The organism is Psychrobacter sp. CX5 (genome assembly GCF_057621535.2).
Genome location: NZ_CM177735.1, coordinates 1,498,922 through 1,515,041, shown reverse-complemented (window position 1 = coordinate 1,515,041; position 16,120 = coordinate 1,498,922). Strand labels below are relative to the sequence as shown.

Here is a 16,120-nt window from a genome sequence, read left to right as displayed (position 1 = left end):
AGTTCGTCTAAGTTCGTCTAAATCCGTCTAAATCCGTCTAAGCTTATCCTTACTCTACAATCTCAACACCATCCGGTGTGCAACCACTCGTCCATTTTCCAACACCTCATCAACAACCTCAAAGCCATTGGCTAAATAAAATGGCTTTGCTGTTAAAGTTGATTCCGCATTAAGCACTGTTACGCCTTGTTGAATATAGTCTGCTTTCGTTCTGTTCAATAATTGTTTGCCTATTCCCTTCCCTTGGCAATCAGGATTCACATAATTGAGCAACACCTCACCTTTTTTTGACACTAAAATAAAACCAACAACCTTCTCATCATGCTTATAAACCAATGCATAATTGTTGCTTATCCATTGTTCAACATTACTTTGCGTTTTATTCGCTAGCCATTGCTCAATTGTGACAGAATCATTTTGATGATCCGCAACGCAAGATAGAATACTGTCTTTAATCACACTCGCAATGTCTTTTGCATCTGCTATTTTTGCGGGTTCAATCATCTCAGCTTTCCTATTTTAAGTCGTTTTCCTATTTTAAGTCGTTTTCCTATTTTAAATGACTTTTCTATTTTAAGTTGCTTTAGACGTTTTAAGTTGATTTAGTAACCCACCTTTCACCTTTCACCATTCACTTTTCCCATTAATCATTCCTAAAAATACTGCGCCTACACTCTGAGAACATTCAATTAATCGTTTTTATTTAAAAATAAAAAACGTTAAAAATCAAATACTTATATTAATTCGAAAATAATTAACTAAAAAAATTGAAAATAAGTGTAAGAAAAGTCGCCCGTGCGATGTCTAATTAATAACAGACAAATAACTTGCCATTGATTTGAGTACGACATCATTGAGAGGGCCATAAGTTTTAAGACTGTTATCACCTATCAATTATTTAACCCTATCAATGGAGTACATCATGAAAAAATCAGCATTTATTACCAGTTTAGCATTAGGTTCACTTATGACTATGAGTGGCGCCAATGCAGCGAATCCTTTTAATGCCAAACCTATGCCAAACGCTCACCAAAGTGACAGTAAGGCAGCAGACGCTAAATGCGGCGAAGGCAAATGCGGCACAGTCAAAAAACCTACCAAAAAAACGGATGCCAAATGTGGCGAAGGCAAATGTGGCGGCAGTAAATAGCGCCTCTATTGTTAAAACCAATTTACCCTTTTGGGTAGTCGTACTTTAAAACAGTCGATAATCTAAATAGTTAAATTAAACCAATCAATCTTATTAAAACCGGAATATTATTATGAATACCAAATCAATCGTTGCAAGTTTAGCCCTAGGCTCATTAGTTACCTTAGGTGGCTGTACATCAACCAATCCTTTTTCTGCTAACACAATGGATTCAGGCTACAAAAATGGCGAAAAAGCCCATCAAGGGTCATGTGGCGCTAATAAAAAAGCCGAAGCCAAATGTGGTGCTGAAAAAAGTACTGAAGGCAATTGTGGTGCCGCTAAAAAAGCCGAAAGTTCGTGCGGTGCAGACAAGAAAATGGATGCTAAATGCGGCGAAGCCAAATGTGGTGGCAATAAATAGCATTGATTAATTGAACAAACTGCTACTGGGTTAAAGGTCTATTTTACCCTTGTAATAAAATCAATAAAGGACCGTTATGACGTTACCACTATCAAGCTCAATTACTCCCTCTAAAGATACTACTGCGCAGCCTATAAAACAGTTAGGCGGTGCAGGGCTTGGGTTTCGTCGTGAGCTTTTAGCAGAGATGGGTAAAGCTAATCTGTCTGCTATCGATTTTTTTGAGATATCACCAGAGAACTGGTTAAATTCTAACGGTCAAATGGGCGGTCAATACCACAAGCAGTTAAGAGCATTTACCGAACAACATCCCTTTGTTTGTCATGGTTTGTCGCTATCAATCGGTAGCACAGCCACTTTAGATACCGCACTTTTAAAAAATATCAAAGCCTTTATGCAGACCCATGATATCGGGCTATACACCGAGCATCTGTCTTGGTGTAGCGACACCTCGGGTCATTTATATGACTTGCTCCCTATTCCTTGTACTGAAGAGGCGGTTTACTGGGTGGCTGATAGAATTAAGCAGGCACAAGATATTTTGGGTCAGCAAATTGGGTTTGAAAATGCCTCTTATTATTTTAGTCCCCCAACGAATGGCATCGGCTGTGATATGAGCGATGCGGAATTTATCAGTGCCGTTGCCAATGAAGCAGACTGCTTACTTCATTTGGATGTGAATAATATTTATGTCAACAGTCAAAACTTTGGCTTTGATACGCACGAGTACTTACGGCAACTGCCACTTGAGCGTACCTGTTATCTCCATGTGGCGGGGCATCATACTGAAGAGGATGGGCTGATTGTAGACACTCATGGTGCGAGCGTGATTGATCCGGTTTGGGTGTTATTATCTGACGCTTATGCCCTTATCGAACAAAAAACAGGACGTCCTGCCAGCACTTTACCGACTTGTTTAGAGCGCGATTTTAATTTTCCAAGTATGGATGAGCTGATTGATGAAGTGACTTATATTCGCCAGTTACAGACTCAGTCAATTAAGCCACATAAGTCACAAACGAGTTCTGCCCAAAAAACGACGTTACCCTATCCGTCCTTGTCTGTTCAGCAGATTAATGATAGTCATCAGGCTAATCTAGGCCTGCAGACTAAGGACGGTCAGCATGACCTTATCTAAAGTTATCCCTGCTGGCGCTGATACCTCGGTGGCTTCTGAATTAACAGGCATCTCACCTCTGGCAGAGTTTCAGCAAAATTTTGGTCAATATTTACGAGAACAAAAGAGGCACATCGAAAAGTCCAACTCAGACAGTGCCTCGCCATATCTTACAAACGAGACTCTCACAAATGTGACTCTCGCAAACGGAGCATCCATTCCCAGTCGTATTGGCAATTTATATCAAACTCTTGTATTTAATAATATTAAGGGCTTCTTAGATAAATGCTTTCCTGTTTGTCAAAGTTTGATTAGTGATGATAAATGGCTATATATTTGCAAGCAGTTTTTCCTTAAGCATCCTTGCCATAGTCCTTATTTCACAGAGATTAATCAGCAATTCGTTGAGTATTTATCTGAACCTAATGTATTACAACGGTTAGAGCTTCCGCCGTATTTTGCCGAATTAGCACATTATGAATGGGTCGAGCTTATGGTCGATACCTATATTCTTGACCCTTTACCGAATATTGCACCGACATTTGACACTGAGCAACCACTCAATGAATCGGCTTTGGATGCAAGCAATTTGGGCTTAAGCTATTTAAGCATTAATCCAAGCGTGCAAAACTTACACTATCAGTGGCCGGTACACCTGATTAGCGCAGAGTTTCAGCCCGAGAAGCCTGAAGACAGTTTTTATTTGGTCTATAGAGATTATCAGGATAAGGTTCAGTTTATGACGGTCAATGCGCTCACTTATGCCCTCATTGACTTTGTCAGTAGCTATGGCAGTAGCAATGTCAATAACTATAGCCCAATTGAGGCAACAGACAGTGGTCTGACCAAATTAATGCAAGCGTTTGCCAACCACTTAGGGTATGAAGACGAGCAGACTTTGGTGTCCTTTGGCATACCTTTAATTCATCAGCTAGTGGATCAGCAGGTTTTATTCACATCCTAAATAAACTATTACCGTCCAAATATTTTGAAAGTTTTTCCAACATTGCATTGAGAGTATTTTATGAGCTTTGCCAGCAACACCCTTAGACCCTTTCACGCTGTTATTTCTCGGTTAGAATCATTAGATTTTATTGCGCCTTTAGCGATACGCTTATACCTTGCGCCTATCTTTATCAGTGCCGGCTGGAATAAAGTCACAGGTTTTGATGACATCGTACAATGGTTTGGCAATAGTGACTGGGGATTAGGACTGCCAATGCCGACGCTAATGGCAGTACTGGTTATTTTGGCAGAATTAGTGGGAGGTATTGCGTTATTATTAGGGCTAGGCACCCGTTTTGTGTCATTCTCTTTAATTATTACCATGCTGGTAGCGATGTTTAGCGTCCACTGGGTCAATGGCTGGTATGCCATCACTCCGACCAATCCAGAAACCAGCCTTTCTAGCTTAATGAATACGTTTGGCTTTTGGGGCAGTGAGGCCAGTTTAGAGAATACCAATGAGGCGGCGTTACGCTTGGATAAAGCGCGAGAAATTTTGCAAACTCATGGTAATTATGACTGGCTAACCGAAACGGGTAATTTTGTGATATTAAACAACGGCATTGAGTTTGCGGCGACCTATGTGGTCATGCTACTGGTCACCTTATTTTATGGCGCGGGTCGTTATGTCAGTTTAGATTACTGGCTAAACCCTTCTGCCTCTAAGCGCCAGTATCACTACAAGACTTAATTAGCTTATACTTATGCCTAAAATTATAAACCAAACGCTTTAAATCTATACCCTACACCTTAACAACCGTACTCGATAACTTGTCTGACAACGGTACACATAAGAGCTGTTAAAATGAACGACGCGAGTCAGCTTCCTGTCCCGGAGCATTCTAGTATTACCCCGCAGTTTGTCGAAGCAGTTCGTCATCAAATGCTTGCGTTTGCTCGCCTACAATTGGACGATTATCACTTGGCAGAAGATGTGGTTCAAGATGCGTTACTCTCAGCGCTGCAATATAGTGGTCAATTTAGAGGCAATGCGGCTTTTAAAAGCTGGGTATTTGCCATTTTAAAAAATAAAATTATTGATAATATTCGTAAAAATAGTAAATACTCCACGATATCGAGCCTCCAAGAGAGTAACGATGGCAATGAAGATAGCTTATTGGATGCCCTATTTGATGAGGCAGGGTCTTGGTATCCAGAGTGCAAACCAAGTCAATTTGATGACAGTTGGTGTGACCCTGAAGCCCATGTCCATTCTGAGGGATTTTGGCAGGTGCTCGAAGCTTGCTTAACCAATCTGCCTAGTGAGCAGGCCCGTGCATTTTTAATGCGTGAATATATCGAGCTTGAGACGAGAGAAATCTGCGAGTCGTTAAAGATAAGTAGCAGTAATTATTACGTATTAATGCACCGAGCACGGCTTGGTCTTCAGACGTGTTTGTCTATAAAATGGTTTAACTATGCTGACGAATAACAGCTCTATTGGATAACAGATCTCTTGTATAAGGGTTAACTTGAATACCATTTCTGTTGTAAAACCCTTTATTCTACTATTAAACTTGCTTCAAACTCGAAAAACTAAAAATAATATTAGAGAGCTGTAGAGAATTCATCGAAATTAAGGCCATATAAACTATGAAAAACTGTAAACGTATTACCCAAATTGCCAGTGATGGACAGGAGCGCCCATTACGCCTGCCTGAGAAAGTACAACTGCACTCCCATCTATTATTATGTCCAGGGTGTCGCGCTTTTTATGACAACAGTAAGACCTTAAGTAAAATCATGAAAGACTTTCAATCCAAAGATACTCATAGTCCCTCTGAAAATGAATAGTACCTCTAACTATCAACTTATCAAGGAAGGCCATTATATATGCTACTTCATGGCTTAAACGCTACTTAATGGCTTAACAGGGTAAATTGCTTGACCTAATCGAATCGAAATTGTCGAATTAGGTGAAACTGTCGAATTACTTGACGTTATCGCATTACTTGAAATTGTCGAATGGCTGGCATACTAAGCCCTATCTACACCAAACCCGATCACCTCATCAATACTTTTTGCACCCGTCATCACCATAAGAAGCCTATCAATGCCTAGCGCAATGCCACTACACGCTGGCAGCGCATCGCAAGCCGCCAATAAATGCTCATCGATTGGCATAACAGGCAACCCTCGCTGAGCTCGTTCAATATTATCCTGCTCAAATCGCGCCCTTAATGCCTGACTGTCTGCCAATTCATCATACGCATTGGCTATCTCAATGCCATTGATATATAACTCAAAGCGTTTGGCAACCTTATTACTGTCACTATCCGTTTCGATTTTAGCCAAAGCCGCAGTTGCCGGTGGATAATCGGTTATCAAAGTCGGACTATCGTGACCCAAGTTAGTCTCTACTAGGTGGCTAAACAACAAATCTAGCCAACCTTGATGATCCTCTCCCAAATCGATACCAGACAGACCATTTTGCTCTGCAATAGCCGATAAAACATGGCAATTGGCACTTAAGGGATTCACACCCACATAATCCATAAATGCTTGGCTATAGCTGTAATGGGTTAGCACCTGCACACGGTCAGAAACCACAGTAAGTAATTCAGCCAACTCTAACGCTAACTCATTTAGACTAAATCCAGGACGATACCACTCAAGCATCGTAAACTCACTGTTATGACGATGACCCACTTCATTATCTCTAAATACAGGGCAAATCTGATAAATCGCCACTTGCCAAGCTGCCAACATTCGTTTCATGGCAAACTCTGGTGAGGTATGTAGGTAATAAGTTCTTGGGGTATCTTGCAGGGTGACATTGGCAGAAATTGACGGGACAAACACATCTGTATTGCCCGCTTGAGAAAGCAGAGGCGTTTGCACTTCTAACACGTTTTTTTGTGCGAAGAACTCGCGGATGTTAGCTAGCATCTTGGCACGTTTATAAGCCATCTCAAGGCTCATCGTAGGATAAAAATCAAGTAATTGCGACATAAAAATACCTTATCCAAACAGCCATTCACGGCGCAGGGCATAGTTTTTCCGCAGGGCATCAAACGTTTCACCTGATACAGCGCCCGCCTCCTTATCCATACTTTGACGAAGTAAGGCATCATCTGCTTTGATATCGTAAAACTCAGTCGACTTATTCGGATTAGCCTTTAACTCTGACCAGTGAGAAGGGTTATCTGGCAACAGTTCATCCATTAAATCAACGGGCTGAATGTCCAGTATATCAGCACCTTTTGGCCCATAAGAGTGCACAAAGCTATCAAATATCATCTGCGTCCCACGCAATTTACCTTCTAGCGTATAGCCTGCAATATGTGGTGTGGCGATAGCGAGCTGATTGAGTAGCTCAGCGGTGACATTTGGCTCATGTTCAAACACATCCAATACTACCTCACGTCGTTTACCGCTTTTTGCAAACTCATTAAGCAAAGCCGACTCATTGACCACTGGCCCGCGAGCGGTGTTAATCAACAGGGTATCAGCGGGCATTTTAGCCAAAACGTCACTGTTAATAAGATGATAGGTGGGTCGCTCATTTTGCCCTAATAGGGTCAAAGGAACGTGCAAGCTTATGGCATTACTTTGAGTGATGACTTGCTCAAAACTGGCATTATTAATGGTAGATTGAGATAAAAAGGGATCATAGCCTAAAACCTGCCAGCCTAAATCTAGTGCATAACGAGCAAGCGTACTGCCAATATTGCCTAGCCCTATAATGCCCAATGTCACTGAGTTGTCCGCGGGATTTAACAAATAATCGGGGCGTAACTGTGCAATAGCGGTTATGACATATTGAGCCACAGAGTGCTTACTACAACCTGCGGCATTGGCAAAGCGGATACCTCGCAGGCTGAGATAACCTTCATTGACATGATCCGTACCAATAGTCGCCGAGCCTACAAACTTAACACTGCTATTTTTATCCAGCAACTGGGCATCTATCTGAGTCACTGAACGAATCAGTAAGGCATCAGGTTGATACTTTGCTAATGCCTCCACATTGATATCTCGCCCTGCCATTGCAATCACTTTTACCGGATGGTTTAAAACCTCTGAATTAAAATAGTCATGCAGGTGGGCAATGTTACTATCAGCGAGAAGTGTCAGCATAACAAAATGGATTCCTTATCCGAGTTCAGGTTTGGGTTCAGGTTGGGATTGATACGTCGGCTTTATTGTTTGGTTTCTTATGATTTTACATGCTTCGAACGACGACATTAATGACTGGGCTTATGATGATCAGTATTATCAGAGTCAGTATCATGAGGATCTAATTTAGGTTTTTTGGCATCTTGATGATTACTAGCGTCTTTCTTAGCCATAGTATCTAATGCTAATTCAGCGAAAGGATATTTACTAAAGGTAACCACATCTGGCGTTATCTCAAAAGACATCGGCCTATCGGCAGGCTTCCATTGATGTTCATCTAATTGAGTATAGCAAGGCGCAAATATGATGTTGCGATGTTGGTTGATCCATTCACGCCACACTGCAAGCGCAATGGCCAATACCACTGGGCCGATAAATAGACCCACAAATCCAAAGGCGGTCAATCCACCTAATACACCGATAAAGATAATAATAAATGGAATTTTAGTCGCACCCGATATGACGATAGGACGTATAAGGTTATCCACCCAACTGATCACCAAGACGCCCCATAATGTCAAACCAATGGCTTCTGGCGTCTGACCTTGGGTCACTAACCAAATGGCAACCCCCATCCAAGCAAACGGTGTCCCAAACGGGATTAGTGCAATGACAAAGGTCATTAATGTTAACAAAATTGGGCTTGGTGCCCCAGCAAAGTAGTAGCCTATCCCCGCCAGTATGGCCTGTGCCAACGCTGTCAGACCAATGCCATAGACGACGGCTTGAGTGGTTGAGCCGACAGAATCGATATAACCATCGATACGATTGCCAATAATATTACGTAATGCCTGACGAATTTGCTTCACTAAACTAATACCGTCACGGTAAAAGAAGAACAACGTCATTAAAGCCATACCTAGTTTTGCAAGACTACTAAAAGCAACATCGAGCGCTACCTTTCCATAATATAAGTGTGATTGTAGCCAAGCTCTAAAGGCATTGAGAGAGGCTTCAGGATCTTTATTAATTTCCCATAATAAATCTTTTATTTGCTGACCAATAACAGGAAGGTTCTTAATCTCATCTGGCAAATCAACATAACCTACTTTAATACGGTATAACAGATTACTATAAAGGCTTAATGCTTCTTGTTGTAATATAAATAGTCCAATGACAATGGGAACGCCCAAGATCAAGGAGATGCAGATGGTCATGATGGCCGCACTGACATTAGGACTTAACATCACCTTTTGATGAAAGAAGTTATAAACCGGAAACGTCACATAGGCCAAAATGGCAGCCCACAAAGCAGGTACAATAAAAAACTGTACCACTTTAAAACTGAGAATAAATAAAATAACCAGTAACGTCGCCGTTAACACCCGCTGTGTCACCAGCTCCCGTGTCCAATTCTCAATCATGTCAGCCTATACCTAATAAATACAACCATTTAAATCGAACAATCCCATTAATAATGTAAGCCCATTACTCATATTTATTTCACGTATAATGGTCTCTAAAATTATAATGATTATATTATGCGATAAGAAATAAAAAATATGTAATGGTAACTTGTAATTTTTACTTACAATATTACTGCTGAACGGCTTGCCTTTTCTATGACCTCTATCCCTTATTTGAAGGTGCCATTAGAAAATGCGATTAGAAAGTGCGCGACTCGAGTCATCTAAATTCTCACTTTATATTAAAAGCAAACCTATTAATTCAAAGCACACCCATTAAAAAAGGGCATAACATTTTCGTTACACCCCTCTTCTTTGAGATATTCTATCAAGCCTAAATGATATTTATCGTCAATCCATTAAATTTGCAGCTCACCCACATCAGCGACTGTTAAGAATAGCTCACGTACTCGTTTTAGTAGCGCTAATCGATTGGCTTTTAATGACGCGTCATCGCTATTCACCATCACATTATCAAAGAAGTTGGTTAACGGCGTTTCAAGCTTAATTAATGCTTGCAAAATATCATTATAGTTTGCGACGGCTTGTAGCGGTGCGACGGTGCTTTCGGCGTCATTCACCACTTGATATAGCTCTTTTTCTGCCGTTTCGGTCAGCAAGCTTTGATCAACCACCTCACTGATCTCACCTTCTGATTTGGCTAAGATATTCGCTACCCGTTTATTTATTTCAGCCAATGTCGCCGCTTGAGGCAACTTGCGGAATTCATTTACCGCATGCAACCGCTGATCAAAATCAAGTGGCATGTGCGGATTAATCGCTAATACTGCTTGTATCGTATCAACACTAACACCCTGCTCGGTATACATTGCACGGTAGCGTGAGTTGATAAAGTCAATAACGTCGGTCAGAGTCTTGCCCGCATGAGGCAGTTTATCTTGATAGTTTAAGATCGCCTGTTCAATCAGACTCACGACATTGATGGGTAACTGTTTTTCGATTAATAGTCGCAGTACCCCAATGGCAGAACGGCGTAAGCTAAATGGATCTTTTGAGCCGGTCGGCGCTTGATCAATACCAAAGATACCCACCAAGGTGTCAATACGATCTGCTAATGCCAAACAGATACCTATTGGCGTTTGCGGTAATACATCGCCACTAAACTTAGGTAGATACTGCTCTTCAATAGCGGCAGCAATGGCTTCAGGCTCACCATTCAATCGTGCATAATACGTACCTGCAATGCCTTGTAACTCAGGAAACTCGCCTACTAAAGTACTGGTTAAGTCTGCTTTAGACAGCATGGCGGCACGGGTGGCTTGCTCAACATCAATATCTGTAAAACCGTCAATCTTTTGATCTTTTAAGGTCGCTGCAATAAAAGCGGCTAACTTAGCAATGCGCTCCGATTTCTCCCAAATCGTACCTAGTTTGTCTTGGAAAACACGGTTTTTTAGACTGTCGGCCATGTTAATTAAGGGCAATTTTTGGTCTTGTAAGAAGAAGAATTCAGCATCTGCCAAACGCGGACGCACGACCTTCTCATTGCCGCTAATAACTTGGCTTGGGTCTTTCGATTCGATATTACTAATAAAGATAAAATACGGTCTTAATTTACCCTTGCTATCCGTCAGGCAAAAGTATTTTTGGTCGGCCTGCATGGTACTAATAAGCGCCTCCTGTGGTACTTGTAAAAAGCGCTCTTCAAAGCTGGCACGTAAAGCAACGGGTAAGTCGACCAATGCCGTGACTTCATCGAGCAGATCTTGCGGGACAATCGCCGTAGAATCGACATCATCTGCTAGGGTTTGTACTTGATCTACGATTAGCTGCTGACGGCGATCAAAATCTGCGATGACTTTTACCTTCTCAAGCACTCGCTCATACTCTTTGGCATGGGGAATGAGTGCATCGCCAGCATGAAATCGATGACCTAAAGTTATATTACCGGTCTCAATACCTTTATCCGTCTTCACACCGGTGGTTAGCCCTTGAATCGTTGCGGGGATAACCTTGTCATCCTTCATAAAAACCAACCATTTGACAGGACGCACAAACTCTTCACGACTGGCACCCGAGCGCATACGTTTGGCGATCGGCAAGTTATCTAATGACGACTGAAAAATAGTCGGTAACAGCTCAGTTGTCGCCTGACCCTGAACGGTTAACTCATAACCAATATAATCCCCTTTATCGGTCTTAATTGTCTCAAGCTCACTAACGTCTATCCCTAAGCCTTTAGCGAAACCTTGAGCAGCACGCGTGGGATTGCCATCAGCATCAAATGCCGCTTTAACCGCAGGGCCACGTTTTTGCTCAGTGCGATCAGGCTGCTTATCGGCGATACCTTCAATTTGAATAGCTAAGCGGCGCGGGGCAGCAAAGGCTTTAAGATGGTCATAACTGATATTAGCTTCTTTTAGTTGGCTCTCAACGCTTGATTTCAGCGAATCACGTAACGGTTTTAGGCTCTTTGGTGGCAACTCTTCTGTGCCAAGTTCAAATAAAATTGTGCTCATGAGATTCTCTAGTTATCAGTATTAAAAATTTTAAGGATTTAGGCGGTAATACGGGACGCTACCCTTAGTTGACAGCTTTAGTACTGTTGCTTTAGTACGGTTGCTTTAGTACGGTTGCTTTAGTACGGTTGCTTTTATAGGGTTAGCTGCTTTTATTATCAGCTTTTGAGTCGTCACCTGTCTCAGCTTTTGGCAAATATTTATCTAAAGCCGCTTGTCTATGCGCCTCATCTGCTAGCGGAAATCCAAGCTTAGCGCGTGCCTGTACGTAGCCTTCTGCTACTTTTCGAGATAAGGTGCGTACCCTTAAAATAAAACGCTGACGCTCAGTAACTGAGATAGCACCGCGGGCATCGAGCAAATTAAACGTATGTGAGGCCTTTAGGACCATCTCGTAGGCCGGTAATGGCAAGCCTGCTGCTACTAACTTGTCCGCTTGCTGCTCGTAGAAATCAAACAACTCAAACATTTTTGGCACATCAGCATGTTCAAAGTTATACGTCGATTGCTCTACTTCGTTTTGATGGAACACATCCCCATACGTCACTTTACCAAACTGACCATCTGTCCACACTAAGTCATAAACGCTATCCACACCTTGAATGTACATTGCGAGACGCTCAAGCCCATAGGTAATTTCGCCCGTCACTGGGAAACACTCAAGACCACCAACTTGCTGGAAATAGGTAAACTGAGTCACCTCCATTCCGTTTAACCAGACTTCCCAACCCAGACCCCAAGCACCAAGCGTTGGCGACTCCCAGTTATCTTCTACAAAGCGCACATCATGCGTCAAGGTATCGATGCCAATTGCTTCCAGTGATCCTAAATATAACTCTTGAATATTGGGTGGATTGGGCTTCATAACCACTTGAAACTGATAATAGTGTTGCAGACGGTTGGGGTTATCGCCATAACGACCATCCGTAGGTCGACGTGAGGGCTGCACATAGGCTGCGTTCCAAATCTCTGGCCCTAAAGATCGTAAAAAGGTTGCGGTATGAAAAGTCCCTGCGCCTACTTCCATATCATAGGGCTGTAATACCACACAGCCTTTTTTAGCCCAATAAGATTGCAGTGTTAATATCAGTTCTTGAAATGTCATAATGTCGCCACGTTTAAATAAAATAGAGGTTGATAGGGTGAGTAATGTTCTTAGTCTTTATTGCTTGAAGTATGTATTGCTTTTTATAGGGGATACTCTTTATTACGCTCACCTTACTAAAAAAACGTTATTTTATCTAGAGTCTGTTAAACATTCATCGTTAAAGCAAGAATTAGGGTAAATTTAGACAAAAAAATACCTAGATGTGAGACATCTAGGCAGGAGGAAAGCGTTTTATAGTAACCGTCTACTCCAGCTACTATTATTTTTATTTTACTTTGAACTTTTCAAGTTATGACATTATTATAACTTTTTTTATTCAAATTATGGCAATTTAAGTGTTTCATTATATTACTGTTTAACCCAAATTTGCCTAAAAATTTCCGATGTTATTAGTGGTTATTTTCTAATTATTTTAATTTATTTTTCTTGTTAATTAATATATAGGTCATTCGAGTTAGTGATATATTCTGATAAATAACATCGCTCATTTAAGATCGCTCTTATTGATAAGATTCTGCCGTCGCATTTGGCATAATCAACCATAAAATGAGGTAAATTAAAATACCAGGAACCGCGACACTGGCAGTCGAAATAATGACAAATAACAGACGGGTAAGATTCGGTGACCAACCAAAGTATTCGGCTATACCACCCATCACACCTGCAATCATACGATGCTGGCGTGAGCGATGAAGTTTCTTAAGCGTTGCCATTTTCTACCCCTTAGCTGAAACGTTACATTTAAAAATATTGCAAAACCATTGTATTGTTTTGGGAAATTTATCAAAATACAAAGACCCAATGAAAAAGTTTGATTAAAATCCTATTTATAGTAGCCTCATTTATACTAGTTAAAGTCTTTGTAGAGTTATTTGTAAAAAGAGTTATTTGTAAAAAATAACCAAACTTTTAAACCTTATAATTTTATGCCTTATTGAATAACTTCATAGCTATTATTATAGTATTTATTTTACAGATTGCTGTTTAAGGTTTGCACTGAGTTTGTAACGTTGTGCTTAATGTCTCTTACTAAACGTTAGTGATATTATTGAGTAACGTCCTATAGTTTGGGTCGTGTATTAAAGTATTAAATCGATTTAGCAATCTAGGTTACAACGATATAAACAATCAATTCCTTAATTGTCAGGTTATTTAATTTTCTGACCATTTATTTGGCTATTTAATCGGTTGATTTTTTATAGCTAATTGCTAAACAATGTAACAAAGCTTTAAAATAAAAATTTATATAGATGACTTAATATACTTCTACTATTAAGCTGCTTCGCAATGAGGATAGCACTATGCAGAATTCGGGTCTAATGATAGGTCATTTCGAACCCTTACACTTAGGGCATATAAGAAGTATTTTATATGCGTCATCGCAAGTGGAAGTGCTACATATTGTCATTACTCGACATCCTAATCCCAATCCTAAATTTCCGGTGACACTGCATGACAAAGCGCGATGGTTACAGATGGCCTGTCGTGACCTGCCTTTTATCAAAATACATATTTGTGATGACTTTTCATTTCCAGTGCATGACAGTGTTGAGAATATTACCCTTAACATAGATGCCTATAACGCTAAAATCGATTACATTTTAGATAAGTTGCATATCGAAGGTGACCGTACGCTCCTTGTCACTGACGGTCATGCGTTATCAAAAGACGCGGTAACTGCTTCGCTTAATATCTCTGTCACGACCACCCCACTACACCCTGAATTTGACAGCACGACCATTCATCATAACCCCATCGCTAACTGGGATATCATTCATCCTGAAGCGCGAGGTGACTATACACGTACGGTTGCTATCGTTGGTGGTGAGAGCTCTGGTAAAACGACATTGGTTCACAAACTTGCCAACTATTATGGGGCCGATATTGCCTTGGAGATGGGACGCTTGTATGTGGGTACCGACTTAGGCGGTACAGAAGTTGGTCTGCAATATAGTGATTATGCGCCCATTGCGTTAGATCATGCCCATGCAGTGCGCGAAGCTGTCTATCAAGCCAAATCTCCAGTAACGATTATAGATACTGACTTCGTGACTACCCAAGCGTTTTGTGAAGAGTATGAAGGACGCACTCATACTTTTGTCGGTGCCTGTATTGATGAGATTCGATTCGATCATACGCTGTTTTTAGCCAATAACACGCCATGGGTCGCCGATGGTATGCGCTCATTAGGCTCTGAAAATGCGCGAGATCGTTTTGAAAGACGATTATCTGACATATACGACCGTCATCAGATAGTCACGCATCGTATAACCAGTCCAGATTATTTTGAGCGTTATGTTGAAGCAATTGATTATATTGATCAGCACGTATTTGCTAGACAGTGACGGTAGACCAGTGCTTATTTAGCGTCATTATCTTAGGGGCGGTATATTTTAATTCTGCGCCAGCCCTCATATGATGTGCCATTAACATTTAAGCGACAACATTCAAGCGACTTGACGTAACTTGAAGCCAAATTTATTTATCAACATCTTATCAATATCTCTTAAGGATAAACATGCAGATAGAACTTCTCGACAACCTCACGGGTAAGTGGGCGAAAAATTGGATTGTGACTTGGTTTGTGCTGGGTGTAATTGCCTTAAGTACTGGTTTTTGGCTCACCACAAAGCATACTCAACTTGACTGGTTTTACCTTGGTATCTCAATAGTTGGCTTGGTCTGCGTGGTATCACTATCCTTTCGCAAAAATATATCCGGTAATGGCTTAGGCATGGTAGCAACTGCAGGTGAAAGCGTGGTGCAAGCGACATCAGGCGCAGTCGGGCTTATGCTGGCACCGATGTTTAACTTTCTTACCCATGTTTATGGCTTGGTCTATTGGTCAAAAAATACCGATGCCGATGGCGATATGGTACCAAAGTCTGCCACCAAATTAGTATGGATTGTGACCTTTGTGTTTATTGCTATTGGACTAATGTTATTTCCTATTGTCAATAATTGGTTAACTGAGCAAGGCTATGCGGTTGTTGAAAACGACGGTAGTCAATTCCTTGGCATGATTGACTTTTATTGGATTAACGTTTTAGCGTTTGTGTTGTCCATTACCGCCCAAGCGACTATGATACTTCGCTATTCATTTAACTGGTGGATTTGGATAGCGGTTAACTTTGTGTGGCTGATTGTTAATCTAATGACGGGCAATTATATTTTTGCTATTCAAACGATGGTCTATCAAGTCAATGCCTTTATTGGATTATATGAGTGGCAACGCAGTGCGCTTAATTAATGCTACTAAGCCTTAATAGACCTGTTTTAAAGCCCCTAATTTCATGTCAGCGACAACATTATTAGGACCTACGTAAAAAACG

The 16,120-nt window shown here is 41.1% G+C and carries 16 protein-coding genes; 9 read left to right on the top strand and 7 right to left on the bottom strand.

Annotated elements, in window-relative coordinates; translation table 11 throughout:
* Positions 1 to 54: 54 nt before the first annotated feature.
* The gene (locus AC21OG_RS05935; RefSeq protein WP_487376420.1) at positions 55 to 504 is read right to left on the bottom strand and encodes a GNAT family N-acetyltransferase; all 450 of its coding nucleotides are present in this window, start codon (positions 502 to 504) and stop codon (positions 55 to 57) included.
* Positions 505 to 922: 418 nt separating this feature from the next.
* On the opposite strand from AC21OG_RS05935, the gene AC21OG_RS05930 reads away from it, so the two are divergent.
* The 7 genes from AC21OG_RS05930 to AC21OG_RS05900 all read left to right on the top strand — a co-directional run bounded on the left by AC21OG_RS05930 (position 923) and on the right by AC21OG_RS05900 (position 5,469).
* Positions 923 to 1,150 (top strand): HvfA family oxazolone/thioamide-modified RiPP metallophore, encoded by a 228-nt coding sequence (locus AC21OG_RS05930; protein ID WP_486541975.1) that lies wholly within the window; start codon positions 923 to 925, stop codon positions 1,148 to 1,150.
* A gap of 112 nt (positions 1,151 to 1,262) precedes the next feature.
* Positions 1,263 to 1,553 carry an HvfA family oxazolone/thioamide-modified RiPP metallophore gene (locus tag AC21OG_RS05925; RefSeq protein WP_487376419.1) on the top strand — a complete coding sequence of 97 codons (291 nt, stop codon included), beginning with the start codon at positions 1,263 to 1,265 and terminating at the stop codon, positions 1,551 to 1,553.
* 76 nt (positions 1,554 to 1,629) lie between these two features.
* Positions 1,630 to 2,691: an HvfB family MNIO-type RiPP peptide maturase gene (locus tag AC21OG_RS05920; RefSeq protein ID WP_487376418.1), complete on the top strand. Its 1,062-nt coding sequence runs from the start codon at positions 1,630 to 1,632 to the stop codon at positions 2,689 to 2,691.
* Positions 2,678 to 3,634 carry an HvfC family RiPP maturation protein gene (locus tag AC21OG_RS05915; protein ID WP_487376417.1) on the top strand — a complete coding sequence of 319 codons (957 nt, stop codon included), beginning with the start codon at positions 2,678 to 2,680 and terminating at the stop codon, positions 3,632 to 3,634. The genes AC21OG_RS05920 and AC21OG_RS05915 overlap by 14 nt, the downstream gene beginning before the upstream one ends.
* Positions 3,635 to 3,694: 60 nt before the next feature.
* Complete coding sequence (locus AC21OG_RS05910) at positions 3,695 to 4,366, top strand: HvfX family Cu-binding RiPP maturation protein (protein WP_487376416.1); 672 nt, start codon at positions 3,695 to 3,697, stop codon at positions 4,364 to 4,366.
* A 114-nt stretch (positions 4,367 to 4,480) separates the two neighbouring features.
* A complete protein-coding gene (locus AC21OG_RS05905) occupies positions 4,481 to 5,107 on the top strand; it encodes a sigma-70 family RNA polymerase sigma factor (protein WP_487376415.1) in 627 nt (208 codons plus the stop codon).
* A 161-nt stretch (positions 5,108 to 5,268) separates the two neighbouring features.
* Positions 5,269 to 5,469: an anti-sigma factor family protein gene (locus tag AC21OG_RS05900; protein WP_486545743.1), complete on the top strand. Its 201-nt coding sequence runs from the start codon at positions 5,269 to 5,271 to the stop codon at positions 5,467 to 5,469.
* Positions 5,470 to 5,652: 183 nt separating this feature from the next.
* Here the strand turns inward: AC21OG_RS05900 and epmA are convergent, their stop codons facing one another.
* The 6 genes from epmA to AC21OG_RS05870 all read right to left on the bottom strand — a co-directional run bounded on the left by epmA (position 5,653) and on the right by AC21OG_RS05870 (position 13,501).
* On the bottom strand, positions 5,653 to 6,627 hold the full coding sequence (gene epmA / locus AC21OG_RS05895; protein ID WP_487376414.1) for an EF-P lysine aminoacylase EpmA: 975 nt from the start codon (positions 6,625 to 6,627) through the stop codon (positions 5,653 to 5,655).
* A gap of 9 nt (positions 6,628 to 6,636) precedes the next feature.
* The gene (locus AC21OG_RS05890) at positions 6,637 to 7,755 is read right to left on the bottom strand and encodes a 4-phosphoerythronate dehydrogenase (protein ID WP_487376413.1); all 1,119 of its coding nucleotides are present in this window, start codon (positions 7,753 to 7,755) and stop codon (positions 6,637 to 6,639) included.
* A 107-nt stretch (positions 7,756 to 7,862) separates the two neighbouring features.
* A complete protein-coding gene (locus tag AC21OG_RS05885) occupies positions 7,863 to 9,158 on the bottom strand; it encodes an AI-2E family transporter (protein WP_487376412.1) in 1,296 nt (431 codons plus the stop codon).
* Positions 9,159 to 9,559: 401 nt separating this feature from the next.
* Positions 9,560 to 11,680, bottom strand: coding sequence for a glycine--tRNA ligase subunit beta (gene glyS, locus AC21OG_RS05880; RefSeq protein ID WP_487376410.1), 2,121 nt, complete (start codon positions 11,678 to 11,680; stop codon positions 9,560 to 9,562).
* A 142-nt stretch (positions 11,681 to 11,822) separates the two neighbouring features.
* Positions 11,823 to 12,785 (bottom strand): glycine--tRNA ligase subunit alpha, encoded by a 963-nt coding sequence (gene glyQ / locus AC21OG_RS05875; protein WP_486545736.1) that lies wholly within the window; start codon positions 12,783 to 12,785, stop codon positions 11,823 to 11,825.
* A gap of 503 nt (positions 12,786 to 13,288) precedes the next feature.
* Positions 13,289 to 13,501, bottom strand: a complete 213-nt coding sequence (locus tag AC21OG_RS05870; protein ID WP_486545734.1) for a PspC domain-containing protein — start codon at positions 13,499 to 13,501, stop codon at positions 13,289 to 13,291.
* A 588-nt stretch (positions 13,502 to 14,089) separates the two neighbouring features.
* Between AC21OG_RS05870 and nadR the strand changes: the two genes are divergently transcribed.
* On the top strand, positions 14,090 to 15,133 hold the full coding sequence (gene nadR, locus AC21OG_RS05865) for a multifunctional transcriptional regulator/nicotinamide-nucleotide adenylyltransferase/ribosylnicotinamide kinase NadR (RefSeq protein ID WP_487376408.1): 1,044 nt from the start codon (positions 14,090 to 14,092) through the stop codon (positions 15,131 to 15,133).
* A gap of 173 nt (positions 15,134 to 15,306) precedes the next feature.
* Entirely contained in the window at positions 15,307 to 16,038 is a 732-nt protein-coding gene (pnuC, locus tag AC21OG_RS05860; RefSeq protein ID WP_487376406.1) for a nicotinamide riboside transporter PnuC, read from the top strand.
* The last annotated feature ends 82 nt before the right edge of the window (positions 16,039 to 16,120 follow it).